The sequence below is a fragment of the Leucothrix pacifica genome, assembly GCF_003172875.1.
Classification (GTDB): Bacteria; Pseudomonadota; Gammaproteobacteria; order Thiotrichales; family Thiotrichaceae; genus Leucothrix; species Leucothrix pacifica.
The window spans coordinates 21178-46775 of the sequence record NZ_QGKM01000039.1; the positions used below are offsets into that span (position 1 = coordinate 21178).

A 25598-nucleotide genomic window follows, 5' to 3' on the forward strand; every position below is an offset into this window, starting at 1 on the left:
TAGCAGAAAATCGGCCAAGAGGGAATTGTTTCCGTTTATAAACGCCCACGCTTGGGTATTCGTTCTCGCGCCTCCAACTCCCGAATTGACCTCGGCTCCGGCAATGCCATCAACTCGTGAAACTGCGGTAATGATGATAGTACTTGCGCAATCTTTAATAGGTGTTCCAAAGAGATTTTGCCATGCTGCTCAAAGCGTTGGATAGAACCCAGACTCACGCCAGAGTGCTCCGCCAGTGATTTGCGACTCATGTTTTGAGAAAGCCTTAATTGCTTGGCATTTTGCGCAATGCGCTGTTCAACTTCGTGGGGCGTGTAAATATTAACTGATAACATATTGTTGATTATAGTTTATTTCAGCCGTTAAAAACTAATATATTATCAGTTAACTTTTGTGACTTTATGCCCTACAGCGAAGATATATTCTGCATTAAAACCGTTCTCCACGGCTAAGCAAGCTGCGTTCTACGAACTCCTTAGCCCGTAAGTTCCATAAAATTTTTATTTTCCTTAATAAAAAATGAACCTTTTTCAAAACCCCTTGCGCTTTTAGAGATAAGAGAACAACAAAGTAGCTTTTAATCAAATTAATAATGTTAAATGACTTAAAGTTGAGGGATATAATTATGAATACGGTCACTAAATTAGCAATGATCGCCATCACTGGTTCACTTTTAATGCCTATGGCAGCCATGGCCAGTGATAAATGTAAGAACATTGATATCACGGTGCAAAACAAGACTGGCAGCGAGATTCGCGTGAAGAAGATCAAACACTATGATTACGACAAGTCTAAATGGCGCAGTAACTTTAACGTGTCGAATAAGATCTCAAACAACTATCAAAAGACGTACACCAAGAACCTGCAGTATGTGAAAAATGATGAAACTATGGTTGCGGTTTACTACTACAACTTCCGCACCGGCAACAACAGCTGGGCGTATGGCAGCAAGTTTGTCTGCAATACCAATGACAATGTGACGGTTGTGGTGAATTAATGCAGACAGCGTTAACAACGATTTCAACCCATCAGCCCACTTAGGATTCGTCCGGTGGGCTTTTTTGCTTCAAGAATGACACAAACTCTTGATTCGCCACCGATAACTGCCGCTTCTTTGACCACGCCAAACTCAGTGATAATTGTTGTGGCGTATCAAACGGAACCCCCACCACGCCCGGTTCCGCATCCACCGCTACTTGCAGGGCTAGTGTCACGCCTTCACCAGCTCGAACCAGCTGAATGATCATCCCCAACAGATCAGTTTCCACGGCAATATCTGGTGTGTGCTGATGTGTCTCATGAAGCTTCATGCTCAGTTGACGCAGGTAGTAATTTTGCCGATATAAAACCAATCGCTGTTGGCAATATTCATCCTCTGAAATCGACTGTCGTGAGGCTAAGGGGTTATCTTCAGCAACACACACCACAATTGCTTGATCACATAGCTTCAGTGAATCCTGTTGATCAGTTAGCCCCTGCGTGTTCACCACGCCCATATCGATATCACCGTTATCAATCCGCTCTAAAACACGCTCAGTACCTTCGGTAATAATCCGAAAATCAATATCAGGGTATTGCTGTTTAAACTGCCGAATCAGCGGTGGGAAGAAGTAGCTGCCCATCATCGCGGTCGTGCTAAAGCTGACTAATCCGGCGCTGAGGTTATTCAGCGCGGCCATGTCCTGCTGCGCTTCCTGAAACTGCCGCAGAATTGTCGCGGCATGCTTGTATAAACGTTCACCTTCTACAGTGAGTCGGATCTGCCGTTCGCGTCGGTCAATCAGTAGCAAGCCCAGCTCATCTTCCAGCTTACGCACTGCCACACTCACAGCGGATTGTGCGATATGCAGTTGCTCCGCTGCCTGACTAAAACTGCCGAGCAGGGCCACGGTATGAAATATTTCCAATTTTCTCTTATCCATAAAACATACCAAAACCATATAAAGTATATATTTTAAATATAGTAAAGGATGGCGTACAGTTAGCCCATCTTTAAATGAATACAGGCAGGCATGACATGAGCAGCGACTGGGGTAAATTTGACTGGCAGGATCCTTTTTTATTACGCGACCAGCTGAGCGAAGAAGAGGTGATGGTGATGGATACCGCCAACGCTTATGCTCAGGAAAAGCTTGCGCCGCGTGTTCGTGAATCATTCCGCAGCGAGACCACAGATCGTGAAATCTTCAATGAGATGGGTGAGTTAGGACTACTTGGCCCAATGATTGAAGGCTACGGTTGTTCGGGTGTTAGCTCTGTCTCCTACGGTTTGATTGCACGTGAAGTGGAACGTGTGGACTCTGGTTACCGCTCGATGATGAGTGTGCAATCAAGTCTGGTGATGTACCCAATTTACACTTACGGCAGTGAAGCGCAGCGTGAAAAATACCTGCCAAAGCTGGCGACAGGTGAGTGGGTCGGTTGTTTTGGTTTGACGGAGCCAGATCACGGCTCTGATCCCGGTGGAATGAAGTCTCGCGCCAAAGCTACTGATGGCGGTTATATCCTAAACGGTGCGAAAATGTGGATTACCAATTCACCCATTGCTGACGTGTTTGTGGTGTGGGCTAAAACTGAAGACGGTGTGATTCGTGGCTTTATTTTAGAAAAAGGCATGGAAGGTTTAAGCGCGCCAAAAATCGAAGGCAAGCTGGCATTGCGTGCATCGGTTACCGGTGAAATCGTGATGCAGGATGTGTTTGTACCTGAAGAGAATTTATTGCCAAATGTTGAAGGTTTGAAAGGCCCGTTTGGTTGCCTGAATAGTGCACGTCTTGGGATTGCTTGGGGCGCATTAGGTGCGGCGGAAGATTGCTGGTTGGCGGCACGTGAATACACGATGGGTCGCACGCAGTTTGGTCGGCCTCTGGCGGCGAATCAATTGATTCAGTTTAAACTGGCGCAGATGCAGACGGATATCAGTATTGGATTGCAGGGTGTTTTACGCGCTACACAGTTGAAAGATCAGGGGCGTTTAGCACCAGAGTTGATCTCGATGATGAAGCGTAATAACTGTACTAAAGCTTTGGATATCGCTCGTACTGCGCGTGATATGCACGGTGGAAATGGTATTTCCGATGAGTATCCGGTGATGCGCCATATGCTGAATCTGGAAGTGGTGAATACCTATGAAGGGACTGCGGATATCCATGCGCTGATTTTGGGTCGCGCACAAACCGGCATTCAGGCGTTCTTTTGATTTAGTTGGGTCGCGTTCCGGTATTAACGTTGCTTCGACCCTCGCAGGCTCGGAAGGTCTACACAACGTTAGTACCGTAACGCTCTATGCCAAGCTTAATCAATTGTGTTTTGAGAGGTGAGGCTAACCCAGTCTCGTTCCTGGAAGGCTCAATCAGTGTATTTTGGAAGGTGGGAATTTAAATGTCGGATGTAAATAATCAAGCAATGGCGCCGCTTTCAGGGTTGAAGGTCATTGATATGAGTCGTATCCTAGCTGGGCCGTGGGCGGGTCAGGTATTGGCTGATTTAGGCGCGGATGTGATTAAAATCGAGCGTCCAAAAGTTGGTGATGATACGCGCCATTGGGGGCCTCCGTACCTAAAAGATCGTGATGGTAATGACACGAGGGATGCGGCTTATTTCTTTAGTGCTAATCGCGGTAAACAGTCCGTGTGCATCGATATCACTGAAGCGGAAGGACAAGCGCAGATTCGTGAGTTAATTGCCTCGGCTGATGTGTTGATTGAGAATTACAAAGTCGGTGGCTTGGCAAAATACGGGCTGGATTATGAGTCGTTAAAGGCGGTGAATCCTGCGCTGGTGTATTGCTCGATTACCGGTTTCGGACAGACTGGCCCCTATGCGCAACGTGCCGGTTATGACTTTATGATTCAGGCCATGGGTGGTTTGATGAGTATCACAGGCGAGCCGGATAGTGTAGGTGGCCAGCCGACGAAAGTGGGCGTGGCGGTGACGGACATTTTTACCGGATTGTATTCAGTGATTGGTATTCAGGCGGCGTTGCATGAGCGCCAACGCACTGGATTAGGTAAGCATGTTGACATGGCTTTGTTTGATTGCTCCGCCGCGATTCTGGCAAATCAGGCGAGTAATTATCTGATTGGCGGTGTAGTGCCGGGACGTATGGGGAATGCGCATCCAAATATCGTGCCGTACCAGAATTTTGAGAGTGCTGATGGGCATTTGATTATTGCGGTGGGTAATGATGGTCAGTTTGCGAATTTGTGTGGTGTTTTGGGTAAGCCTGAATTGGCCGAGAATCCCGACTATCGAACGAATGCCTCACGAGTGAAGAATAGGGAAGTGCTTTGCCCACTACTTCAAACCGAGTTACTGAGTCGAACTACTGCTCAGTGGCTTGAGACGTTCGAAGCGGTGAATGTGCCGTGCGGGCCAATTAATACGGTGGATCAGGTATTTAATGACCCGCAGATTTTAGCACGGGATATGGTGCAAACAGTTGAGCATCCCGTAGGTGGTGAGATTAAGTTGGCGGCTAGTCCTATTCGCTTTGTGGGGGAAGGCAAGGCCGAGGTTGGTGCGCCGCCGGTTTTGAGGTGTTAATCTGACGACTCTAGTCATCTCAGTGGAACCACCTAATGAACCTCGGTAACCCAACTAAAGCAGCCTTATGGATGCTAGGCGCAGTCGCCTCCTTTACTTCAATGGCAGTCGCCGGAAGGGAGATGGCCAGCGAGTTGGATACCTTCGAAATCATGATGTACCGCTCACTGATCGGTTTAGCCATCGTGCTAACGGTTGGTTCTGTGGCAGGTACTTTATCGCAGATAAACCGACAGCGTCTCGGTCTTCACTTCATTCGCAACGCCAGTCATTTTGTTGGCCAAAACCTATGGTTCTATGCCGTTGCCATTATTCCGTTTGCACAGTTATTTGCGTTTGAATTCAGCACGCCGTTGTGGGTTGCTCTCTTAGCGCCCTTATTTCTAGCGGAAAAGCTAACCAAAGTCAGGCTCATGGCGGCCTTGCTTGGCTTTACGGGCATTCTGATTGTCGCCCAACCCGGCACTATTACGATCGGGCCGGGTGTGATTGCTGCAGCGTTATGCGCCATCGGTTTTGCAGGTGCTTATATCACCACCAAACTATTATCCCGCACCGAAAGCATCACCAGCATTATGTTCTGGCTGACGTTGATTCAGTTGGTTTTGGGCTTCATCTGCGCAGCGTATGATGGTGATATTGCTGTTCCGAGTTTGTCGGCATTGCCATTTGTTGTGTTGGTGGGGTGTGCCGGTTTACTGGCGCATTACTGCATTACCTCTGCGCTCAAAATCGCACCTGCTGTTATCGTGTCACCGATGGATTTTCTACGCCTGCCGGTAATCGCCATGATCGGCGCTATTTTCTATGACGAGGCGATTAATATGTGGGTGATAGTCGGCGCAGTGACTGTGTTTGCCGCCAACTTCTGGAATATCTGGGAAGAAGGCAGGCAAAAAACGAAACAGGCGGACGCTACTTATTAAAGGCGGGGCAAGGACGGTGATTAACGCTACTTCCGATTCTCATTGTGGTGTTACTGCTTGATTCGCTCAATCAAAAAATCCACCGCCATTTTAACTTTAGGCACTGCATAGCGTTGTTTTTGGTAGATAAGAAACACCCCCAGATCCATCTGCTGCACGACATTCACAGCTTGTTTCAGTGGTATTTCAACAAGTTGCTTTGCTTCGACAGATTGCCTGACTGACCACCTTGGCAGCATCAAAATACCTTCACCATTAATGGCCTTATTAATCAGCCATTGGCCGCTATTACTAATGACTGCGGCAGGCCCACTCACATCATGCCATTGCTTGTCATAGTAGCTCAGCCAAGGTGTCGGGCCATCCGGTGTGCGGTAATACAGGCCAGCATGTTGCTTGAGTTCACTGGCATGTATTGGTGTGCCAGCGTGCGCTAGATAACCTTCGGAGGCTACCGGATAAAAGTTATTATCCATTAACTTCACCGCAACAACCCGTTCATTCGGCGCATAGCCGCTGCGGATAGCGATATCAACATCATCGCGGTTAAACATCGCTAATTCATCACTCAAGCTCACATCCAGAATGACCTTGGGGTATTGCTGAGAAAATTCCTCAAGCAATGGCAGTACAACACCTTCACCAAAGCCAACCGTGGTGCTGATGCGTAATTTCCCCACGGGTTCGCTGTGGTAAGTTTTGACTGAGCGATTGGTGGCTTCTAATTGCTCGACCAGTTGTTTGACCTGATGATAGTAATCCCGCCCAACTTCAGTGAGCTTGACCACTCGGGTAGTGCGAAGCAGTAAGGTCGCTTCCAGACTCTTTTCAAGGTCTACAATGCGTCTTGATAATGAGGAGGCTGGCACGCCAAATTGTTTAGCAGCCTCGGTAAAGCTGCTGATTTCAGCGACTGCAATGAAGTAATTAATCGCTCTAAGTTGATCCATGTGTGTGTTCTTATTATTGCCATTAAGACAATAAAGTTTAACAGTTCCAAGTGTTTTTCATAACGATTACTTAGCTAAAAATACTCCCATACCGCGTTTTGAAGGTAAAAACGCAATTTGAACAAACAAGAACAAAGGAATGAGCAATGAGTACATACACAGCAATTACACTGGCTGACCGTCCTTCAGCAGAAGGTATCGGCCCGAATTTGTTTAATGTGGAGCAGCGCGAGTTGCCGACACCAGCTGCCGGAGAGTTTTTGGTTAAGCAAACTCATATGTCACTAGACCCTGCAATGCTGGGCTGGATGAGTCCGGACACGGATAGCTATATCCCACGTGTCGAGCTGGGCGAGGTGATGCGTTCATTCGGTTATGGCGAAGTAATGGAATCACAGCATCCTGACTTTAAGGTTGGCGACCGCGTCACGGGTATGTTTGGTTGGACGGAATATGCTATTAGCAACGGGCAAGGCGTCAGCACTGTCGATGCCAGCCTGCCAGCGGAAATGGTGCTATCTATTTTTGCACTGCCGGGACTGACTGCAACTCAAGGTTTATACCGTATCGGTAAGCCAAAGGCCGGTGAAACGTTGGTCGTTACCGGCGCAGCAGGTTCTGTTGGCTCGATGGTGGGGCAGCTGGCAAAAGCGGAAGGTTTACGCGTGATCGGTGTAGCCGGTGGACAAGAAAAGTGTGATTGGATTGTCAATGAGCTAGGTTTTGACGGTGCGATTGATTACAAAGCTGACGGTATGAAAGAGAAGCTGGCTGAGCTGACGCCTGATGGTATTGATGTGTATTTTGAAAACACCGGCGGCCCGATTCAGCACCTGGTGTTTGAACGCATGAACGCACATGGTCGTGTTGCCGTTTGTGGAATGATTGCGGATTATTTGGCAGAAACGCCAGCTCCGGGGCCAAGCTGGATCAACTTATTGGTGAAGCGCATCACGATTCAGGGCTTTACTATGCCGGATCATTTGCACGAAGCGCCGCAGCTACTAGAAATTCTAACGCCACATGTGCAGGCTGGAAAAATTAAGTACCGTGCACACGTACTGGAGGGATTAGAAAGCGCTATGACAGGTTTGAACTTGTTCTTCACCGGGGAAAACAAGGGTAAGTTGCTCGTAAAGCTATAAGCACTGACTCCGCGTGTGGGGATGGATGCCAATGAGCGATTTACGCTATGCTTGAGGCGTCTTCTCCAATAAGCAGAGTCAACAATGCAACAACAGAGTAAGCTCAATATCAAAGCCTTAAACGTCGTGATTATATTAATGGCGATTATCTTAGTAGGTTGGCTATTTTCTGTTGAATTATATTCCCACCATCGGTTCACTGCTGGGTGTTATTTTCCCTGCCGTTCTATCCTTAGTACAGTTCGATAGCTCATGGCAGTTTTTTGTTGTGGTGTTAGTGTTGGGTAGTGCTCAGTTTTCAATCGGCAATATTCTGGAGCCACGATTAATGGGTTCTAGCCTAAATTTGAGTGGATTAACGATCATGTTAGCGTTGGCGATTTGGGGCGGTATCTGGGGAATTACCGGAATGATCCTGTCCGTACCTATCACGGTGGTTATCATGATTATCTGCGCACAATTTCCGGGGAGTCGTCCGATTGCGGTGTTACTCTCAGGCAAGGGCGCGGTGTAAGACATATTCGTATTCAATCAGCATAAATAGACTTTAGGATTTCTCATGCCTTTTCATGGAGTCAGAGCAGAACGGCGGTACTTATTTAAACCATCACCCGTGGCGGATGTCGGCGTGAATGACGTGCATGCCTGGCGGCTAAACCAGAATCATCGCCACATTTATAACAAGCTTCATGTCGCTTTATCGCAGGGTTTGAGTGCAGCACCGAGTGGTGTCAGTCCGGTTCTTATGGGCTTACTGCCTGAGCAGCAGTGCTTTGTGAAACCGATCACCAATCTCGGCGGTATGTCATTAAATAGCGTTGCGACCACTGCTGAGAAAATCTCTGAAGCCTGTATCAATCAATTGCAAAATAGCCAAGACAACTGTGCAGCCGGTAGCTTTTGGTGTGAGTTTTTAAGCGGGCAGCAAACCAGCACGGATGTATTGATTCTGGATGGCGAGCCGATGTGGTACGGCCACACCAAAGCAGCAGATCAGAAAGATAATAACCGTCCAATCTATTGGCTGATTGGCGCGGATTGTAGCGAGTCGGAACCGGCTATTGCACGGTTTATTCGGCGTGAATTAGCTGGCTACACAGGACTTTGCAATGTCGAAATGATCGGGGAGTATCTTATCGAAGTGCATCTTCGCGGCTCGAATGCTTTCTTTGATTATTACCCCGATGGCTTTATGCAAGCTTGGTGCGACTTAGTGGATCATCAAAAGTGGACCGGTTTGGCGGCAATAGAGCAGGGTTGTTTATATTCGATGTTTGGTGATTGGTCTTTGCCTGAAAATGCTGAGGAGATAGTCGAGACAGCAGGGGCGCGTTTGTATCGCGACGGAATGATGGCGGATCGCGTGGGAATAATTTTTGCAGATTCTCCGGCGACTGCACAGAGTATTGAGACGCAGTTAAAGCCAATTATTTAGCACCTGATCAGCGCAAAATCCGCACTTAATTTGCTCCTAAATTTCAGCAATAGATTGAGAATCAATTGACTATCATCATGTACTGACTGGCAGATTTACAGCATGATAATCAGGTGAGCTTGCGAGATGCCAGTGTCTGAATTTAAGGAGATCAGAATGCTAAAGATATTATCGAAAAGTGTGCTGCTACTGAGTGCCGTTGTGTTGCTATCAGCCTGTGGTGGGTCTTCCACGACAAAGATGGATAAGCCGAAAGAGCCTGTTAAGCCCGCTGTTTCATTAGGTGAGTTGGCGAGATCCTTAAAAACAGAGCCTGCTTGTATCGCTAAAGGTGGTGAGTGGCGACGCATGGGGAGGATTCAGCAACTTTCTTGTGTGTTACCAACGAGTGATGCCGGAAAAGCATGTACCGACTCAAGTCAATGTGAGGTGTCCTGTTTGGTCAGTAAGCCGGGCGTTGAGGCAGGGACTGCGACAGTTGGTCAGTGCAATAGTTCGACCGATATCTTCGGTTGTAATATGCGCGTTATCGATGGCAAGGCTGATGGCATGTTGTGTATTGATTAGTACTTGTCAGAGGGTGGCTTAAGTTTGGGGAGGTTTAATCCCCATTCTAATGCGACCAGACGAATCACTATGATGATGGCCATGCCAATCAGGATTGCCACTGTTTCTGTTGTGACCATGCGAATCAATGTATAGCTAATAATGCCAATGATCGCAGCACTGGCATACACTTCTCCACGCATCACAATGGGCACCGTTTGGCTGAGAATATCGCGAATCATGCCGCCCGCAATGCCTGTGATTGCACCCATAACCACGGCAACAGGTTCATCAAATCCCAGTTGGAGCGTCTTTGCTGCTCCCAGAATGGCAAACAAAGCCAGACCAATGGCATCGGCGATATCGAGTATTTTCAAGCGAATTCCTTTACCTGGTGGGATGTAATGAACGGCTATTATCATTATCAATGTCGTTGGTAGGATTGCCGCGAGGTAGCTTAGATCTTTGGTCCAGAATACCGGGGTTGCGCCAATTAACAAGTCGCGCAAACTCCCGCCGCCCAAGGCACAGACGCAGGCAAGTACCAGCGCACCAAAGAAATCCATTTCACTACGCGCAGCCTGTAGCACGCCACTGATGGCTAGGGTGATGGTGGCAAATATCGTCAGGCTTTGGAATAACAGTTCGAATGACATGGAGGCTTACTCCACGACAACAGTAATATTGCCCAAGCTGTCGAGCCTGAGCAATTTTATGGGACTTAACAAGCGTTAGTGACCGCTGATTTTTGCGTGAAGTGGCTTAGTCTCTTCAAAGGTTTTGATCTGCTCTTCAGTGGCTTTGCCTTGGTGGTTATCTTTCCACTCGGAGTAAGGCATACCATAGATTGCTTCGCGTGCAGCATCATAATCCATTTCTTCGCCTAGTTCATTGGCCGCAGCCATGTACCACTTGGCCATGCAGTTGCGACAAAAGCCAGATAGATTCATCAGGTCAATATTTTGTACGTCTTTACGTTCCTGCAGGTGAGCGACTAGTCCACGAAAGGCCGCGGCTTCTGCTTTAATTTTAGTATCGTTATCCATGATTATTCCCTCAGAGTTTACATGCTGGAGTAAGCGCTATCGCCTGTTGATCACAACTTGATAAAAAGCAGCAAACAAGGGTAGCTGATAGGTCGCTTGGTAAGTCGGTGCAGTATGCCATATTGCAGGGATAAAAAAAGAGAGCTTTAGAAAGCTCTCAGAAGAAGATTGTCATACGTGTTCTTTTTGCATAGGAGCATCCGGAACAATTTCTGGAGGGCTATGACAATCGACTGTAAAACGGGGGTAGATTAATCCATATAGGCTTTAGCTTCCTCGCCTGGGTTAGGTAAACCAGCGACCTTCCATAGTTGTTTACAGCCACCGAATAAACCTTTCACCGCGTCACGCTCGTAGCCAAATTCACGACAGATACGACGCATCGGAGGAATCGCGCCTAGACCGAGATACTTATCACGGACAAAGCGAATAATATTCCAGTGTGCCTGACTGAGTGATCCCAGCTCAGCCTGCTCAGCAACTTGGGTTGCCATCTCACGAGTCCACAGGTCAGGGTTCATTAAAAAGCCGTCCTCATCAAAATGTGCGAAAGGAGCGTTTGCAACGGCGTTAGTGTATGAATGATTGACGTACATGGTGTGTTCCTTGAGTCGGTTTCTATCTGTTAGTGGATATACTAACGATTCTATTCATCAAGTAAAATGATAGAAATTGAATAGGTATTACTGAAAATGATATGGAGCTGAGGCAATTAAAATCGCTTATCGCGTTAGTTGAAAATGGCTATAACGTGAGTCAGGCGGCTAACCGTATGAATCTGGTGCAGTCGGCGGTCTCGCAGCAGATTAGTAAACTGGAGTCTGAGTTAAATACGCAGATATTTGTACGTCATGGAAAACGCCTGATTGGTCTGACAGATATTGGTCAGGAAATCTTAGACTATGCTTATCGCACCTTAGCCAATGTTGAGAATATCCGTGAAATTAGCCGCGAACAGTTAAAGCAGGGCGAAGGCATGTTGCGGATTGGTGCGACGCACACCCAGGCCCGTTATATCTTGCCGTCAGTAATCAAACAGTTTCGCGCGCACTATCCGGATATCGAATTACAGGTTCATCAGGGCACACCGGAGCAATTGGTGGAAAAAGCCATTCATGATGATGTGGATTTCTCAATTTGTACCGAGGCCTTAGCGACTCATGCAGACCTGCTGACCATTCCTTGTTATCGCTGGAACCGGGGTTTGATTGCACTGGCAGATAATCCGATTCTGCAGCATGATGAGATTGATTTGGAATTATTAACCCATTACCCAATCGTCACTTACGTATACGGGTTTACAGGGCGTAGTGTATTCACCGAGACGTTTACTAAGGAAGGACTAAAGCCAAAAGTGGTGCTTAGTGCAGCGGATACCGACATCATCAAAACGTATGTGCGTGAAGGGCTGGGCGTGGGCATTATCGCCAGCTTAGCGTATGTGAATGAACAGGATGAAGATTTGGTGGAGCGTGATTTAAGTGCCTTGTTTCCTTGGGAAACCACGCGAATCGCTTATCAAAAAGATAAATATATCCGACGTCATCAGCAATATTTTATCGACCTGTTTCAACAGACCGTGCGACAGCAAGGACGCTGGCACGGTCTGGAAGCGGTTGAGTCACACTAACCGGTATTGCGCATGCCGGCAGCGATTGCATTGATTGTTAGCAGTAATCCACTCAGATAAGGCGATGGTTGTCCTGCATCCTGTAATGGACGGTGCTTTTTCATCAGCGCTAATTGGATATGATTGAGTGGGTCAAGATATGGCTCACGACGCTCCAGCGAATAGCTCTGTAGCGGCGTATTTTCCATAAGACGTTGTTGCTCACACATCCGCAGCACTTCTGATAAGGTCAGGTCATACTCGTCTTTGATCATTTTGAAGACAGCCTGCGATTGCTCCTGATCATCCCATAACTTTGAATAATCGTGCGCTGTGTCCATACGCGCTTTACTTAATGCCATTTGCACATTACTAAATAGCGCGCGGAAGAATGGCCATTCCTGATACATCTCTTTTAGCATCGCTTCACCGTTTTCATGTTGCTCACGGTAAGTGGCTAATGCCGTTCCGATACCATACCAACCGGGCAGGGTATGACGTGCTTGTGCCCAACCAAATACCCACGGAATCGCACGGATAGACGACTTGGAACGCACTGCAGATTTACGATGTGACGGACGTGAACCAATATTGAGGAAACCAATTTCCTGTACCGGCGTGTTTTCATAGAAGTAGTCCTGAAAGCCTGCCGTATCATCCGTCAGCACGCGATAACTGCTTTCCCCATCGATAGCCAGCTGCGCCATGGTATCCAGATAGTTATCTGCATAAGCACCATGTTTTCTGACCAGACATTTGCTGCTTTTTAACAGGCCGGTCATACCAACACCCAGTTCATAGACCGCGGTTTCAACATTGCTGTATTTATTAGAGATGACTTCACCTTGCTCGGTGAATTTAATCTGCCCTTTCACCGTGTCAGGTGGTTGCGACACAATGGCTTCATGAGTCGGGCCACCTCCGCGACCAACCGTACCACCACGGCCGTGGAACAGACGACAGTTCACACCATACTTTTCCGTCAGAGCAATGACTTGTTTCTGCGCGTTATACAAGCTCCATTGCGAGGCCAGAATGCCGCCATCTTTACAGGAATCAGAATAACCAAGCATCACTTCCTGTAGGTTACCGGAGGCTTCCAGCAAGGCTTTGTAAGTAGGGTTAGCCAGCAGTTTATCCAGTACGATAGCGATGTGTTGCAAGTCTTCGATGGTTTCAAACAGTGGTGAGATCTGAATGTTTGCGTAGTAATTGCCATTCTTATCTTTACCCGCCAAACCAGACAAGCGCGCTAAGAACATGACTTCTAAAATATGGCTGGCGCTGTGTGTCATGGAGATGACATAAGTACCAAAGATGGTGTCGCCAGTCTCTTTGCGCATCGCTACCATGGTGTCGAATACTTTCAGCACTTCAATGGTTTGCTCGCTGAGTGACTCCGGATTTGGCCGCGGCATGGCGCGTGTTTCGATCAACTCTGCCAATAGTGTTATCCGTGTGTCTTCATCCATGTCTGCATAGGCGATATCAGGACGGAATTGCTGAAGGACTTCGGTGACGGCATTGGTGTGTTCGGTGGATTCCTGGCGGATATCCAGATCAAACAGACTAAATTTACAGGTCTCGGCAATGCGAATCAGATCTTTTAGTTCTCTGGCTGCGGTGGCGTGATCATCATGACTGTGCAGTGAGTCACGAATCAGGTACAGATCATTCAGGTAGTCATCAAAACCAGCATAAGCACCTTTAAACTGAGGCGTGTGATCGCTCTCAAAACGTGCATTCACTTGCAATAGGTTCTGCTTCAGGCGGTAGGCCATCACTTGTAGTTTACGGCGGTACGGTTCGTTGCGCAGGAAGTTTGGGTTATCCTTAAACACTTCGGCAGACAGGCTTTGAACGTCTCTGGCGAGTGAATCAGAGAAGGCTTTGCTCGGGGTGATGAAGGCCAAATCATGCGATAAAATATTGCGCAATGCGCGGGTGCGTTTGACGTATTCGGTCAATACACAGTTCATGTGTAAACGAATGGCTTTACTCGTCAAATCAGCGGTTACAAAGGGGTTACCATCGCGATCACCACCAATCCAGGAGCCGAAGCGCAGGACTTGCGGAACGGTAATTTCACCGGGCCCATAGACTTTGCGTACCGCACGCTCAAAGAAACGATACATCTGTGGAATCGCTTCAAAAATACTGGTGTCAAAGTAGAACAGTCCGTAGCGAATTTCGTCTTCAACCGTTGGCTTGTCGACACGTACATCATTGGTTCGCCATAACAGTTGAATCTGTGCTTTTAAGTGGCGCTTGATGGATTCCCGTTCTTCTTCAATCAGATAGTCATTTTGCATCTGATCCAGAATCACGAAGATGCTGCGTTGTAGCACCATCATGGTACGACGGCGTGCTTCGGTTGGGTGTGCGGTAAATACAGGGATGTACTGCATTTGATTAAGTACGGTTTGTACTTCCCCGGCACTTAAGCCTTCGTCTTTCATATCCTGAACGGCGCCTAGGAAGGAGCCTTTCCACAGTGATCTGGAGCCGGTGCGATACAGTTTACGACGTTGGCGGTGTAGGAAATCTTCTTCGACGATGTTCGACAACATATAGAAAATATTGAACGCGCGAATGACTTGTTCCAGTAAATCGATATCCAGTGATTCGATGTACTGCATCAACTCTGCGCGTTGTTGGTCGTTGTCTTTACGACTCAGTTGTATATAGCTTTTTCGGAGGTGTTCAACGGTATCAAAGAGTGTGTTGCCTGAGAGTTCGCAGAGCACTTCACCGAGCAGGTCACCGACCATACGGACTTGTTCTTTGAGAATTGAGACTTTCGTTAAAGCATTATTATTGTCTGGATCAGTCATTGTAACGGTCCTCCACATTGCTATGTTTAATGAAAAAGCTCATTTGATTCTAACGTAATCAATTGTGTTTTGGATCATCAAGACGTTATGACGGTTTCAACAGATGTGAAATTGACCCCTGTGGCTTTATTGTTGGAACAGGCTGTCAGGAAACATCTCAGTAATGATCATAATCGGCTTATTACCGGAGTAAACGCGATAGGTTCTGGCTATCATAGTACTGTCTTCCGGTAGCTCAAAATACCCTGCTAATTCACCAGCCGGGCGTTTTTGATAGTTTAATATCGTCTTAAAGGTTTCATAGCGATACTTTTCCCAGAGGCGGCCAATCGGCTCGCGTGAAGCCAGCAGATCCGCACGGAAACCAGGGTGTAAGTTGTCCAGGAGAATACTAGACTCAGCATACAGCCAGTTTGTTTTCGTTGTCTGTCCTTGCAGTAATATGGCGCGTTTGAGTACAGGCAAACTTGAAGGGTCTAAATACTGCTGATGGTGCGTGATCAACTCATCAAAGCTGGTCTCAACTTTTTCAAATAGCTTACGCACTTTGATGGTTTCAGCGGCATATTGCTCTAATAACTCAGTCACTGTTCCGTCAGTTACCATCAGGATTCGCTGGAATCGGTTCAGATCATTCAAAAAGCTACGGTCAGGGCTGATGCTCTCATCACTTGCGGTCTGATTCGTTGATAATTGATTTACAGCAGTCATTGTGTGGGGTGCGACCTCGTGAGAATGCGGACAGAGAATGTCTTCAGTGCATATTATATCCCGTATCGGCATTTTTAATTAATCATATTCTCAGATGCTTTGTGTAGCGTTATATGGTCAAATTGATAACTTGTAAATCTGCAAGTGATTGCGAGGGAAATATGAGTGAACAGGTAACCGTGGCAATACTGGCCGGTGGTCAGGGTCGGCGCTTTGGCGGGCAGGATAAAGGCTTGGTTGAAGTGTCTGGTACGCCGCTTATTGAACTCATTATCGAACAGTTGCGGGCGGAAACCGCCAATATCGTCATCAATGCCAACCGTAATAAAGCGCGTTACCAGCAATATGGTTATCCGGTAATCGAAGACACCATGGCAGATTACCAGGGGCCATTAGCCGGCTTTGCCAGTGTTATGACGAATCTAAACACAGAATTTTTGCTGACCTTGCCATGTGACGCGCCTAAGATTCCCGAGCAGTATGTGTCTAAAATGATGCAGCGACAGCAGCAAACAGATGCAGATATCGTAGTGGCCAGTGATGGTGAGCGCCTACAGCCAGTGCATGCTTTGATAGCTAATCGCTTACTCCCTAGTTTGATGGCATTTTTGGCTCGTGGTGAGCGTAAGATTGACCGTTGGTACGCCGAACATAATATGGCGGCCCTAGACTTTAGCGATACACCAGACGTATTTCATAACCTCAATACCGAGCAACAAAAGCTTCAGCTGGAAGCAGAGCAAAGCTCTAAACCAGCACTGAAAAAGCCAATTGATTTTGCCTTACCGCTCATAGGTTTTGCAGCATTTAGTGGTGTGGGTAAAACGACTTTAATCAAGAATTTACTGCCTAAATTGCGCGAGCGTGGTCTGCGAGTTGGTATGATTAAGCACGCTCACCATGCTCTAGATATTGATCATCCCGGCAAGGACAGTTACGAGTTGCGTAAAGCCGGAGCGGAGCAAATGTTAGTGGTATCACGCAGTCAGGTGGCGTGGGTGCGTGACTTGCAGGATGGGCGAGAAGAACCTGATCTGCAGGAAGCTCTGGATCTGCTTGATCCTGATTCGCTGGATCTGGTGTTGGTCGAAGGTTTTAAGCGTGAATCATTTAGCAAAATAGAATTGCATCGCGATGGTTTGCACAAACCACTGCTTTATCCGGAAGATAGCAATATCATTGCGTTTGCCAGTGAAGAGTGTCCGGATAAGCTAACTATTCCGTGGATCGATCTCAATCAAATTGATGAAATGGCAGAGTTTATTGTATCGACGTATCAGGAGATGCTATGAGTAATCGCATCGAAATAGCCACGAGTTGTGCCAGTCCGTTTGAGGAAGATGCACTCAGTGTGACTGAGGCGCAGCAGCATATATTGTCTCAAATCACTCCTCTGCCAGGGCAGCAAAAGCGACCCTTGCGCGATTGCCTTGATCAGGTATTGGCCCAGCCGGTTATCTCGCCTAATGATGTGCCAGGGCATACTAATTCGGCAATGGATGGCTACGCAGTTGTTGGTGCAAACTTGCCAGAGGGCAGTATTGAACATTATCGCGTGATTGGCCGCGCCATGGCGGGTGTCGCATTTGAAGGTGAATGTGGTACGGGTGAGTGTGTCAGAATCATGACAGGGGCGATGATGCCTGCCGGGACTGATACCGTGGTGATGCAGGAGCAGGTTGAAGTGATCGATGAGGAGTCGGTTAGAATTGGTGCTGGTCATCGCACCGGACAAAATGTCCGTCAGGCGGGTGAAGATATCGCCAAGGGTGAGCCGGTATTTGAAGCAGGGCATAAAATCAGTGCGGCTGACTTAGGTATTCTGGCCTCTTTTGGCATCGCTGAGTTAGCAGTGAAACGACGTTTGCGAGTGGCTTTTTTCTCAACCGGTGATGAGCTGCGCAGTGTCGGTGAGCAGCTTGAAGCAGGGCAAATTTACGATAGTAATCGTTATACCTTGTACGGCATGTTAAAGCACTCCGGGGTTGAGATGATTGATCTTGGAGTGATTCCTGATGTGCCGGAGCAGATTCATCAGGCCTTTGAGTCTGCTGCAGCTATGGCTGATGTGGTGATTACCTCAGGTGGTGTGTCAGTAGGTGAGGCAGATTATATCAAGCCCACTTTACGTAAAATGGGTGATATCAATTTTTGGAAAATTGCCATGAAGCCGGGGAGGCCGCTGACTTATGGACAGTTGGGTAAGGCACATTTCTTTGGCTTGCCGGGAAATCCGGTGGCTGTCATGGTGACATTCCTGCAGTTTGTAAAACCGGCATTACAGAAGTTGTCCGGACAAGACTCAATCACACCGCTGCGTTTTAAAGCACGTTGTAAAAATAACATTCGTAAACGTCCCGGTAGAATGGAATTCCAACGGGGTATTTATTCTCAGGGCGAGGATGGCGAGTTAGAAGTTCAGCTCACAGGAAAGCAGGGTTCCGGCATACTGCGGTCAATGAGTCTGGCGAATTGCTTTATTGTGTTGTCAGATGAGCAGTCTGATGTGAAGATTGGAGATTGGGTGCAGCTTGAGCCGATCATTTAAGAGAGGTGGCAGCTAGCCATTCATGGTTACTGTTATTAATTGAAGATAGTCAGCACATAATTATGGATAATAGGACTATCGGTTTAATTCCGTCCGTGTGTAGAATGAGAGACGTATAAAGAGGATGAATTCGCTTATGTCAGACAATAATACTCCATCGCTAATCGATAAATTCGGAAGAAAAATCAGCTATTTACGTATCTCGGTGACTGACCGTTGCGACCTTCGTTGTGTGTATTGTATGTCAGAAGATATGACCTTCATGCCACGTGCGAAGCTGCTGACATTGGAAGAAATTGCCAGAATCGCCAAGCAATATGTGGACTTAGGTGTTAGTAAAATTCGAATTACCGGTGGGGAGCCGCTGACGCGTCGCAATGTCATCAAGTTATTCAATGACTTAGGCGAAATGCCGGGCCTGAAAGATTTGACAGTGACAACTAACGGAACACTGTTGACGAAATATGCTGAAGACCTGAAGAAAGCAGGGGTTACCCGTATTAATGTCAGTCTGGATACCCTACGTGCTGACCGCTTCAAAGAAATTACCCGCATTGGTGATATTCAAAAGACTTTGGACGGGATTGATGCTGCTTTGGCGCAGAATTTTCAAAGTGTAAAACTCAATGCCGTGATTATGAAAAACCACAACGATGATGAGATTATCGATCTGGTCAATTATGTGCGGGATCGCGGTCTGGACATTTCCTTTATCGAAGAGATGCCGCTGGGTGATATGGGGGATCATGATCGTAATCAGTCCTATTGCTCTAGTGATGAGGTGCTAAGGCGCATTGAAGAGCACTACAAGCTTATACCAAGCACAGAAACCACCGGAGGTCCGTCGCGTTATTACCGAAGTGCGGATAGTGAGTCTCGTATCGGCTTTATTTCCCCGCATAGCCATAACTTCTGTGATGACTGCAATCGCGTGAGAATGACGGCAGAAGGGCGCCTATTACTTTGTTTAGGGCAGGAGCATTCCATGGATTTACGTGCCTTGGTACGTGCTCATCCGACGGATGATGCCATTTTACGCCAAGCCATTATTGACTCTCTGGACTTAAAACCGAAAGGGCATGATTTTGACGTTACCGCCAAACCAATCATTATGCGGCATATGAGCACAACGGGTGGTTGATATGGGTGAGGGGATGCTTAGACCTCAACTCAGCGATGAAGGCTTGGGTGCCTCAGTCTCAGTCGTTGCCTATGATGAGTTTGGGCAGGCGCGTGATGGACATATCGCTGCGGAGCGTGCGCTCACGATTTATTTGGATAAGCGTGAAATTCTGACCTTGATGACGCTGGGTTCTCAGCCTGAATTATTAGTATTGGGCTGGTTGAAAAACCAGAACCTGGTGGATGATTTAACGGATATTGAGTCGGTTCATATCGCTTGGGATGTCGAAGCTGCTGCCATCAAAACCCGCTCGGGTGGTGTTGAAGGTCTTGATAAAAAAATGGAGCATCGCACCGTCACTACCGGTTGTGGTCAGGGCACCATGTTTGGCAATCTGATGGATAATTTGTCCAAAGTGAAGTTGCCAAGACCTCAGGTCAAGCAGTCACAAATTTATGACTTGTTAAAAAGTCTCAATGCTCATAATGATGTGTACCGTAAAGCGGGTGCCGTTCACGGCTGCGCACTGTGCCAAGGCACGGAAATTTTATGCTTTGTGGAGGACGTGGGGCGTCATAATGCGGTTGATACCATCGCGGGTTATATGTGGTACGAAGGTATTTCCGGTGATGATAAATGGTTTTACACCACCGGGCGGTTGACCTCTGAGATGGTGATCAAAGTGGCGCAAATGGGTATCCCCATTTTGCTATCTCGTTCTGGTGTAACACAAATGGGGCTGGAATTAGCCCAGCAGCTGGGTGTGGTGCTCATTGCGCGTGCTAAGGGACGTCATTTTTTGGTGTATCAGGGTGCTGAGCAAATTGAATTTGACGCACAGCCAGATAAACCTACATCAGCCAAACCCGGCTAACCAACACTTATGCAAGAATCCTTGGGGAATGCGGTTGTTGAAGCCATCGCTCTGCTGTTGAGTGGAGATCCTGCTTTATGGGAAATCATTGGTATTTCGTTTACGGTGTCAGGCACGGCAATTCTGCTGGCGGTTATGCCTGCGATGGTTTTGGGCTTTGCGCTTGCGTTTTATCAATTTCCGGGTCGCCGCTTAATCATTGCCTTGTCTAATACAATGTTGTCTGTTCCTGCTGTGGTCGTGGGACTCACTTTTTATCTTTTACTGTCAAGACAAGGGCCTCTTGGTGATATGCGTTTGCTGTTTACACAAACCGCCATGGTTATCGGGCAAATTGCCTTGGCGTTCCCTCTGTTAGTCGCAATGAGCCACAGTGCTTTTCAGGCGGTAGACCGGCGTGCGTGGGAGACTGCAATTACTATTGGCCAGTCATCACTGGGTGCGTTGTTTTTGATTGTTCGTGAGGCAAGGTTTGCGTTATTGGCGGCAGTGCTGGCAGGCTTCGGCAGAATCATAGCGGAGGTTGGGGCATCCATGATGCTGGGTGGCAATATTCTGCACTACACACGGAATATTCCCACTGCGATTGCTTTGGAGACTAGCAAAGGTGACTTTGCTCAGGGGATTGCGTTGGGTATCGTTTTGTTGGTGCTGGCGTTTAGTCTGAATATTTTGCTGCATCTGTTTCAGGGCAAAGGGGTTTTATCCTGATGACCTCACTTGAGCCAATGCTCAGTTTTACAGGTATTCATAAACAGTTTGAGCGGCGTGCGATTCTGAATGCTGCAGCGTTAGATTTGTATGCTGGGCAGTGTCATTTGTTGTTGGGTGAAAACGGTGCGGGAAAGTCGACTTTGCTGAGAATACTGGCTGGTCTGTTAAAGCCGGATGCTGCTGATATTCATTTTCACGGTTATTCCAAACCCACGATGAGTTGGCAAAAAAGCCGACCACGACTCCGTGACACTGTGATGTATCTGCACCAGTCTCCCTATCTTTTTGATGGCAGTGTGATTAAAAACCTGTCTTACGCGAAGTCAGCAACTCAAGGTGGCTCGCATAATGATGAAGCTGTAGCAGAGGTTTTGAGCTGGAGTGGTTTAGACGATCTGGCAGAGAGTCCAGCCAAGAAATTGTCAGGTGGTGAGAAGCAGCGTTTAGCATTGGCGCGAGCAAAACTTCGTAATGCTCCGGTATTGTTATTGGATGAACCTACGTCCAATCTGGATCAGCAGTCTCGTGAGCGGACAATCGCATTGCTGGCTAGTTTGCGCGATGAAGGGGTGTCTATGCTTATCGCCTGTCATGATTTAGCAGGCTTTAGTGAGATTGCCAATGGTCGTTATCACTTAGCTGAGGGTCGTTTGGTACGGAGTGAAGCTTAAGGTTTTGTAACGGTTTAGCAATCTCCTGTTAATGTCAGTAAACCTATCATGCCCTCATCATTTCGGCGTCATTATAATTCTTATCGAAGTCGGATTAAGAAGTAGTAAATGCGCTAAATGCTTAAAATAACTCTCCAGCGTAGTGATTAAAGCGACTTTACCCAGTCGCTTTTTTGTTTTTTGGTTGCTCGGTATTAAAGGTGAGTACGGTTCTGAGTCCGGGATGATTATCTTTGAACTCGATGGTGCCGTTGTGCCGCTCAACAACCGCTTTGACCAGACTTAGCCCAAGGCCGTTTCCTGGTGTGCTTCTGGCACTATCAAGCCGGATGAAGCGTTCAAACACCTCTTCACGCTTGTCCTCAGGAATCCCCGGTCCACTGTCAGCAATCTCAATGATGGCTTTCTGCTTTTCGAAACGCGTCGTCATAACGATGGTGCCGCCTTCAGGGGTAAATTTCATGGCGTTATCAAGCAGATTGGTGAAGGTTTGAGCCAGTAGTTGATGGTCTCCCAATATGTAGCGACTTTCTTTTATATCATTGGTAAAGGTAATGCCTGACTCTTCAGCTACAATTGAATAAAGCTCTGCAAGCTCTTCAATGAAGGGCTTGAGGTCGATAGATGTCCAGTCATTATCATGCTTGCCCGATTCTGCCTGTGCGATGTTCAGTAATGAATTAAAAGTGCGGATAATGTCATCGATATCCTGAATCGCTTCTTGTTGTACCTGTTGGTAACCTTTGCGATCCAGATTTTCAATCAAGGAAACCTCGAGACGGTTACGTAGTCGGTTAAGCGGGTTACGCAGGTCATGCGCAAGATTGTCAGTAACTTGATGCATACTCTGCATAAGCTGTTCAATACGCGCCAACATAGTGTTGAGCACAATGCTCAGGCGATCGAACTCATCGTTTTTCTGCGTGACCTGCATCCGTTGGCTCAAGTCACCTTCGATAATTTCACCGGCCGTTTCACGCACGCTATTAATACGGTGTAGCACGCTATAACCAATTAAAACACCACCAGCGAGGGCCAGTGTGAAGACCAAAATGATTAAAGCAATAATAACATTGAGCATTCGCTTCAATAGCTGCTGTCGGGGGACTAAGTCAGTACCCACCAGCATTTGATAGCCATCGGGTAATAATGTCAGAAGCACACGGGCAGGCTGGTCAAACTGCTCATTCGAGCCTTCAGGGGCATCCGGTATGGTGACGACACTGCTGAGTGGAACGGTACCGTAAATGGTGCCGCCTTCCTGCAGGTCTACACCCGGTTGAATTTGCTCAACAAAATCCAGCTTGTCGCGAGTCTGCAGTGCATAGAGAAAGAATTTGGAATGCCCATCGATATTGAGCTGATTCATTTCGCGCGTCAGTGCATTGATCTTTCCGGTGTCGTAAAGATCCATTAGGGCATTAGCTTCTACACGCAGCTGATAATCCGTTTGGTTGCGGATTTCTTTGGCTGAGTTCCAGTATAGAAAGCTAATGGCTCCAGTGCTTATTAAACTAAACAACAAGGCATAAATCAGTGAAAGTCTGAATGCCGTTGTGTTTACAAGCCTAAGACGCATGTAGCGAGTATCCCGCTCCTCTTACTGTGTGCAGTAATGGCGGAGAGAAATCGCGGTCAATCTTGCTACGTAAGCGACTGATATGAACATCAATCACGTTGGTTTGTGGGTCGAAGTGATAATCCCAGACGTTTTCAAGCAGCATGGTGCGTGTGACGACTTCATTCGCATGACGCATCAGATATTCAAGCAATGTGAATTCTCTGGGTTGCAAATGTATTACCTGACCTGCGCGAGTCACGCTGTGTTTGATCAGATCCATTTGCAAATCGTGTACCCTGAGGAGTGTTTGCTCCTGAGCCGGGCTGGCACGTCTGACGAGGGCTTGTAACCTTGCCAGTAACTCGCTGAATGCATAAGGCTTTACCAGATAGTCATCGCCACCGGCTCGTAAACCTTCAACCCGATCATCAACATCACCCAGTGCACTTAAAATAAGTACCGGTGTTTTGATCTTCTGTTCGCGAAGTTCTTTGATGACATCAAGGCCATTTTTCTTAGGCAGCATTCGGTCTATGATGAGTACATCATACTGACCTGTCAGTGCAAGGTGGTAGCCGTCTTCACCGTTATCGGCGTGGTCCGCTACGTGGCCTGATTCCGCAAGGCCTTTTTGAATAAAGCTAGCGGTTTGAGTATCGTCTTCTATTAGTAACATGTGCATTGGCACAGTATAAAGCAGACTAGGGTCAGCTGTAATTAAGAATTGTTAAGGTCTTTTTGCGACGAAATGGTTAGGAGAGGTAGCGGCACCACCTCATCCGGCGATTAGTATTTTTATGGATTATCTGATCGGGGTGGATCAATCGCCGGATTAAAGGTGATGCCGAGGCGCATTAAGCGCGCTAAACCGTCTTAAAACACAGCAATACAGATAAGCGGTTTGATTTCGCATATTAACGGCTGATTTCCCGTTCGCTGCTGTCAGTACGTATGTCAAAAGGCTCGGTTTAGCTTTGAATAATCTTGTTCTCTGTACCCATCAGGATGCGCTGAATGTTCGGAATGTGTTTCCAGTAAACTAGCGCGGTAATGATCAACAAGCCAAAACCTAAGGCACCCGACCCTGTTACTAAGAAGAAGTAGAAAGGAGCAAATAACATCGCGATTAATGCCGCGATTGATGACGTGTTAAAGGCAAAAGCAGCTGATAACCACGTGGCTAACACCGCCAAGCCGATGATTGGGTTTAGTCCGATGAATATTCCCATCGCGGTTGCGACGCCTTTACCGCCCTTGAATCCGTAGTACAGAGGAAATAAGTGCCCTGCACAAGCTGCAATGGCAACTAATACAATCCATAAGTCACTTAAGCCAAAAGATTTAGCGATAATCACGGGTACTAAGCCTTTCAGCACATCGCCCAGTAACGTAAATGCTGCCGGAATCTTGCCGCCTAGACGCAATACATTCGTCGTGCCGGGATTATTAGAGCCGTTACTTCTGGGATCAGGAAAGTTAAACAACTTTGAAGCCAGCACTGCAGTTGAGATAGAACCTAGTAAATAGGCTGAGATGATCAGAACAATTGGTAGTATAATATCCATGCCTGAATGTTAACAAAGAGTAGAGTATTTTGAACGCATTTTTTTCAAGTAATTCAATACCCTTGATTGCTTTGCATGGTTGGGGGATGAATGAATCCGTCTGGCAATCAATGGATGCTCTTCTGCCGGATGAAATAGATTTTTTGGCGCTGAATCTACCGGGTTACGGAGGAACTGAGGCTCTTCCTGAAATGACAATGGAAGCGACGGTTGACTGGTTAGCAGACCAATTTGACGGGATATGTCATTTGTTAGGTTGGTCGATGGGCGGTTTAGTCGCTCAGGCTTTTTGTCATCGATATCCAGAGCGTGTCGAGTCGGTTAGCTTTGTGGCCAGCACGCCAAGCTTTGTACAACGTGATGGTTGGCGCGAGGGAATGGAGGAGGCAGTACTAAAACAATTCATGCAAAGTTTGAGTGAAAATCAAAGCACAACAATTCGACGTTTTATTGCGCTGCAATTCATGGGAGAATCCGGCACCGCCAAGTTGCAAAAGCAATTGAGAGAATCATTATCTATTCAGCCACCGTCATCAGATACGCTCGATACAGGTCTGAAGTGGTTGTTAAATTGTGATTATCGCCAGGACTTGGAACGATTGCCCCCACAGCATTGGATATTCGGTGGTTTGGATCGTTTGATTCCTGTCAGCGCCGGAAGAGACATACAATTATTAGTACCTGATGCCAGCATTAGCTACCTTGATGAATGCGGACATGCTCCTTTGCTGACCCAAGCAGAAGCGATGACCGAAAAACTGTTGGATTTTATTCTGCAATTAAAGAGCAAGTGAA

27 protein-coding genes are annotated in these 25598 nt (G+C 47.2%); 16 read left to right on the forward strand and 11 right to left on the reverse strand.

Annotation, left to right across the window (positions count from 1 at the left end; translation table 11 throughout):
• Positions 1-35 precede the first annotated feature (35 nt).
• Positions 36-335, reverse strand: a complete 300-nt coding sequence (locus DKW60_RS13475; protein WP_109838181.1) for a helix-turn-helix domain-containing protein — start codon at positions 333-335, stop codon at positions 36-38.
• Positions 336-625: 290 nt separating this feature from the next.
• On the opposite strand from DKW60_RS13475, the gene DKW60_RS13485 reads away from it, so the two are divergent.
• Positions 626-997 carry a hypothetical protein gene (locus DKW60_RS13485; RefSeq protein WP_146203485.1) on the forward strand — a complete coding sequence of 124 codons (372 nt, stop codon included), beginning with the start codon at positions 626-628 and terminating at the stop codon, positions 995-997.
• A 40-nt stretch (positions 998-1037) separates the two neighbouring features.
• Here DKW60_RS13485 and DKW60_RS13490 read toward each other — a convergent pair whose 3' ends face one another.
• Positions 1038-1922, reverse strand: a complete 885-nt coding sequence (locus tag DKW60_RS13490) for a LysR family transcriptional regulator (RefSeq protein ID WP_181389700.1) — start codon at positions 1920-1922, stop codon at positions 1038-1040.
• 95 nt (positions 1923-2017) lie between these two features.
• On the opposite strand from DKW60_RS13490, the gene DKW60_RS13495 reads away from it, so the two are divergent.
• The 3 genes from DKW60_RS13495 (at position 2018) to DKW60_RS13505 (ending at position 5471) form a co-directional block, all read left to right on the forward strand.
• Positions 2018-3199 carry an acyl-CoA dehydrogenase gene (locus DKW60_RS13495; RefSeq protein ID WP_109838185.1) on the forward strand — a complete coding sequence of 394 codons (1182 nt, stop codon included), beginning with the start codon at positions 2018-2020 and terminating at the stop codon, positions 3197-3199.
• Positions 3200-3381: 182 nt separating this feature from the next.
• A complete protein-coding gene (locus DKW60_RS13500; protein ID WP_109838186.1) occupies positions 3382-4545 on the forward strand; it encodes a CaiB/BaiF CoA transferase family protein in 1164 nt (387 codons plus the stop codon).
• Positions 4546-4580: 35 nt separating this feature from the next.
• Positions 4581-5471: a DMT family transporter gene (locus tag DKW60_RS13505; RefSeq protein ID WP_109838187.1), complete on the forward strand. Its 891-nt coding sequence runs from the start codon at positions 4581-4583 to the stop codon at positions 5469-5471.
• Between the two features lie 50 nt (positions 5472-5521).
• Here DKW60_RS13505 and DKW60_RS13510 read toward each other — a convergent pair whose 3' ends face one another.
• On the reverse strand, positions 5522-6421 hold the full coding sequence (locus tag DKW60_RS13510; RefSeq protein WP_109838188.1) for a LysR family transcriptional regulator: 900 nt from the start codon (positions 6419-6421) through the stop codon (positions 5522-5524).
• A gap of 146 nt (positions 6422-6567) precedes the next feature.
• On the opposite strand from DKW60_RS13510, the gene DKW60_RS13515 reads away from it, so the two are divergent.
• From DKW60_RS13515 to DKW60_RS13530, 4 genes are all read left to right on the forward strand, one after another.
• Positions 6568-7566 carry an NADP-dependent oxidoreductase gene (locus DKW60_RS13515; RefSeq protein ID WP_109838189.1) on the forward strand — a complete coding sequence of 333 codons (999 nt, stop codon included), beginning with the start codon at positions 6568-6570 and terminating at the stop codon, positions 7564-7566.
• A 172-nt stretch (positions 7567-7738) separates the two neighbouring features.
• The gene (locus tag DKW60_RS13520) at positions 7739-8080 is read left to right on the forward strand and encodes an AI-2E family transporter (RefSeq protein ID WP_219988758.1); all 342 of its coding nucleotides are present in this window, start codon (positions 7739-7741) and stop codon (positions 8078-8080) included.
• Between the two features lie 45 nt (positions 8081-8125).
• A complete protein-coding gene (locus DKW60_RS13525) occupies positions 8126-9001 on the forward strand; it encodes a hypothetical protein (protein ID WP_109838191.1) in 876 nt (291 codons plus the stop codon).
• A gap of 156 nt (positions 9002-9157) precedes the next feature.
• Complete coding sequence (locus tag DKW60_RS13530) at positions 9158-9568, forward strand: hypothetical protein (protein WP_109838192.1); 411 nt, start codon at positions 9158-9160, stop codon at positions 9566-9568.
• On the opposite strand, the gene DKW60_RS13535 is transcribed toward DKW60_RS13530, so the two are convergent.
• The 3 genes from DKW60_RS13535 to DKW60_RS13545 form a co-directional block, all read right to left on the reverse strand.
• The gene (locus DKW60_RS13535; protein WP_109838193.1) at positions 9565-10203 is read right to left on the reverse strand and encodes a trimeric intracellular cation channel family protein; all 639 of its coding nucleotides are present in this window, start codon (positions 10201-10203) and stop codon (positions 9565-9567) included. The genes DKW60_RS13530 and DKW60_RS13535 overlap by 4 nt on opposite strands.
• A 75-nt stretch (positions 10204-10278) precedes the next feature.
• Positions 10279-10593 (reverse strand): DUF1244 domain-containing protein, encoded by a 315-nt coding sequence (locus DKW60_RS13540; RefSeq protein ID WP_109838194.1) that lies wholly within the window; start codon positions 10591-10593, stop codon positions 10279-10281.
• A gap of 251 nt (positions 10594-10844) precedes the next feature.
• Complete coding sequence (locus DKW60_RS13545; RefSeq protein WP_109838195.1) at positions 10845-11189, reverse strand: TusE/DsrC/DsvC family sulfur relay protein; 345 nt, start codon at positions 11187-11189, stop codon at positions 10845-10847.
• Positions 11190-11290: 101 nt separating this feature from the next.
• On the opposite strand from DKW60_RS13545, the gene DKW60_RS13550 reads away from it, so the two are divergent.
• The gene (locus tag DKW60_RS13550) at positions 11291-12223 is read left to right on the forward strand and encodes a LysR substrate-binding domain-containing protein (RefSeq protein WP_109838196.1); all 933 of its coding nucleotides are present in this window, start codon (positions 11291-11293) and stop codon (positions 12221-12223) included.
• On the opposite strand, the gene ppc is transcribed toward DKW60_RS13550, so the two are convergent.
• The gene (gene ppc / locus DKW60_RS13555) at positions 12220-15036 is read right to left on the reverse strand and encodes a phosphoenolpyruvate carboxylase (protein WP_109838197.1); all 2817 of its coding nucleotides are present in this window, start codon (positions 15034-15036) and stop codon (positions 12220-12222) included. The two genes, DKW60_RS13550 and ppc, sit on opposite strands and share 4 nt — an antisense overlap.
• A 126-nt stretch (positions 15037-15162) precedes the next feature.
• Positions 15163-15747, reverse strand: coding sequence for a chorismate--pyruvate lyase family protein (locus DKW60_RS13560; RefSeq protein ID WP_181389701.1), 585 nt, complete (start codon positions 15745-15747; stop codon positions 15163-15165).
• Positions 15748-15908: 161 nt separating this feature from the next.
• On the opposite strand from DKW60_RS13560, the gene mobA reads away from it, so the two are divergent.
• The 6 genes from mobA to DKW60_RS13590 all read left to right on the forward strand — a co-directional run bounded on the left by mobA (position 15909) and on the right by DKW60_RS13590 (position 21677).
• A complete protein-coding gene (gene mobA / locus DKW60_RS13565) occupies positions 15909-17039 on the forward strand; it encodes a molybdenum cofactor guanylyltransferase MobA (protein ID WP_109838199.1) in 1131 nt (376 codons plus the stop codon).
• Positions 17036-18295 (forward strand): molybdopterin molybdotransferase MoeA, encoded by a 1260-nt coding sequence (gene moeA, locus DKW60_RS13570; RefSeq protein WP_109838200.1) that lies wholly within the window; start codon positions 17036-17038, stop codon positions 18293-18295. Before mobA ends, moeA begins: the two co-directional genes overlap by 4 nt.
• A gap of 136 nt (positions 18296-18431) precedes the next feature.
• A complete protein-coding gene (gene moaA, locus DKW60_RS13575) occupies positions 18432-19436 on the forward strand; it encodes a GTP 3',8-cyclase MoaA (RefSeq protein WP_109838201.1) in 1005 nt (334 codons plus the stop codon).
• A gap of 13 nt (positions 19437-19449) precedes the next feature.
• The gene (locus DKW60_RS13580) at positions 19450-20292 is read left to right on the forward strand and encodes a formate dehydrogenase accessory sulfurtransferase FdhD (RefSeq protein WP_109838221.1); all 843 of its coding nucleotides are present in this window, start codon (positions 19450-19452) and stop codon (positions 20290-20292) included.
• A gap of 9 nt (positions 20293-20301) precedes the next feature.
• The gene (locus DKW60_RS13585) at positions 20302-21003 is read left to right on the forward strand and encodes an ABC transporter permease (protein ID WP_109838202.1); all 702 of its coding nucleotides are present in this window, start codon (positions 20302-20304) and stop codon (positions 21001-21003) included.
• Positions 21003-21677, forward strand: coding sequence for an ABC transporter ATP-binding protein (locus DKW60_RS13590; RefSeq protein ID WP_109838203.1), 675 nt, complete (start codon positions 21003-21005; stop codon positions 21675-21677). Before DKW60_RS13585 ends, DKW60_RS13590 begins: the two co-directional genes overlap by 1 nt.
• A gap of 157 nt (positions 21678-21834) precedes the next feature.
• On the opposite strand, the gene DKW60_RS13595 is transcribed toward DKW60_RS13590, so the two are convergent.
• The 3 genes from DKW60_RS13595 to plsY form a co-directional block, all read right to left on the reverse strand.
• Entirely contained in the window at positions 21835-23256 is a 1422-nt protein-coding gene (locus tag DKW60_RS13595; RefSeq protein ID WP_109838204.1) for a sensor histidine kinase, read from the reverse strand.
• Positions 23246-23914: a winged helix-turn-helix domain-containing protein gene (locus tag DKW60_RS13600; RefSeq protein WP_425451343.1), complete on the reverse strand. Its 669-nt coding sequence runs from the start codon at positions 23912-23914 to the stop codon at positions 23246-23248. Before DKW60_RS13600 ends, DKW60_RS13595 begins: the two co-directional genes overlap by 11 nt.
• A gap of 292 nt (positions 23915-24206) precedes the next feature.
• A complete protein-coding gene (plsY, locus tag DKW60_RS13605; RefSeq protein WP_109838206.1) occupies positions 24207-24803 on the reverse strand; it encodes a glycerol-3-phosphate 1-O-acyltransferase PlsY in 597 nt (198 codons plus the stop codon).
• Positions 24804-24832: 29 nt separating this feature from the next.
• On the opposite strand from plsY, the gene DKW60_RS13610 reads away from it, so the two are divergent.
• Positions 24833-25597 carry an alpha/beta fold hydrolase gene (locus DKW60_RS13610; protein WP_146203486.1) on the forward strand — a complete coding sequence of 255 codons (765 nt, stop codon included), beginning with the start codon at positions 24833-24835 and terminating at the stop codon, positions 25595-25597.
• The last annotated feature ends 1 nt before the right edge of the window (position 25598 follow it).

Bases quoted from the DNA above. Each gene is read 5' to 3' on its own strand.
- DKW60_RS13485 (WP_146203485.1), top strand. From the start codon at position 626: ATGAATACGGTCACTAAATTAGCAATGATCGCCATCACTGGTTCACTT.
- plsY (WP_109838206.1), bottom strand. From the start codon at position 24,803: ATGGATATTATACTACCAATTGTTCTGATCATCTCAGCCTATTTACTA.
- DKW60_RS13580 (WP_109838221.1), top strand. From the start codon at position 19,450: ATGCTTAGACCTCAACTCAGCGATGAAGGCTTGGGTGCCTCAGTCTCA.
- DKW60_RS13585 (WP_109838202.1), top strand. From the start codon at position 20,302: ATGCAAGAATCCTTGGGGAATGCGGTTGTTGAAGCCATCGCTCTGCTG.
- moaA (WP_109838201.1), top strand. From the start codon at position 18,432: ATGTCAGACAATAATACTCCATCGCTAATCGATAAATTCGGAAGAAAA.
- DKW60_RS13560 (WP_181389701.1), bottom strand. From the start codon at position 15,747: ATGACTGCTGTAAATCAATTATCAACGAATCAGACCGCAAGTGATGAG.
- DKW60_RS13540 (WP_109838194.1), bottom strand. From the start codon at position 10,593: ATGGATAACGATACTAAAATTAAAGCAGAAGCCGCGGCCTTTCGTGGA.
- DKW60_RS13495 (WP_109838185.1), top strand. From the start codon at position 2,018: ATGAGCAGCGACTGGGGTAAATTTGACTGGCAGGATCCTTTTTTATTA.
- DKW60_RS13505 (WP_109838187.1), top strand. From the start codon at position 4,581: ATGAACCTCGGTAACCCAACTAAAGCAGCCTTATGGATGCTAGGCGCA.
- DKW60_RS13545 (WP_109838195.1), bottom strand. From the start codon at position 11,189: ATGTACGTCAATCATTCATACACTAACGCCGTTGCAAACGCTCCTTTC.
- DKW60_RS13525 (WP_109838191.1), top strand. From the start codon at position 8,126: ATGCCTTTTCATGGAGTCAGAGCAGAACGGCGGTACTTATTTAAACCA.
- DKW60_RS13490 (WP_181389700.1), bottom strand. From the start codon at position 1,922: ATGGATAAGAGAAAATTGGAAATATTTCATACCGTGGCCCTGCTCGGC.
- mobA (WP_109838199.1), top strand. From the start codon at position 15,909: ATGAGTGAACAGGTAACCGTGGCAATACTGGCCGGTGGTCAGGGTCGG.
- DKW60_RS13590 (WP_109838203.1), top strand. From the start codon at position 21,003: ATGACCTCACTTGAGCCAATGCTCAGTTTTACAGGTATTCATAAACAG.
- DKW60_RS13510 (WP_109838188.1), bottom strand. From the start codon at position 6,421: ATGGATCAACTTAGAGCGATTAATTACTTCATTGCAGTCGCTGAAATC.
- ppc (WP_109838197.1), bottom strand. From the start codon at position 15,036: ATGACTGATCCAGACAATAATAATGCTTTAACGAAAGTCTCAATTCTC.
- DKW60_RS13530 (WP_109838192.1), top strand. From the start codon at position 9,158: ATGCTAAAGATATTATCGAAAAGTGTGCTGCTACTGAGTGCCGTTGTG.
- DKW60_RS13515 (WP_109838189.1), top strand. From the start codon at position 6,568: ATGAGTACATACACAGCAATTACACTGGCTGACCGTCCTTCAGCAGAA.
- DKW60_RS13500 (WP_109838186.1), top strand. From the start codon at position 3,382: ATGTCGGATGTAAATAATCAAGCAATGGCGCCGCTTTCAGGGTTGAAG.
- DKW60_RS13535 (WP_109838193.1), bottom strand. From the start codon at position 10,203: ATGTCATTCGAACTGTTATTCCAAAGCCTGACGATATTTGCCACCATC.
- DKW60_RS13475 (WP_109838181.1), bottom strand. From the start codon at position 335: ATGTTATCAGTTAATATTTACACGCCCCACGAAGTTGAACAGCGCATT.
- moeA (WP_109838200.1), top strand. From the start codon at position 17,036: ATGAGTAATCGCATCGAAATAGCCACGAGTTGTGCCAGTCCGTTTGAG.
- DKW60_RS13595 (WP_109838204.1), bottom strand. From the start codon at position 23,256: ATGCGTCTTAGGCTTGTAAACACAACGGCATTCAGACTTTCACTGATT.
- DKW60_RS13550 (WP_109838196.1), top strand. From the start codon at position 11,291: ATGGAGCTGAGGCAATTAAAATCGCTTATCGCGTTAGTTGAAAATGGC.
- DKW60_RS13600 (WP_425451343.1), bottom strand. From the start codon at position 23,914: ATGTTACTAATAGAAGACGATACTCAAACCGCTAGCTTTATTCAAAAA.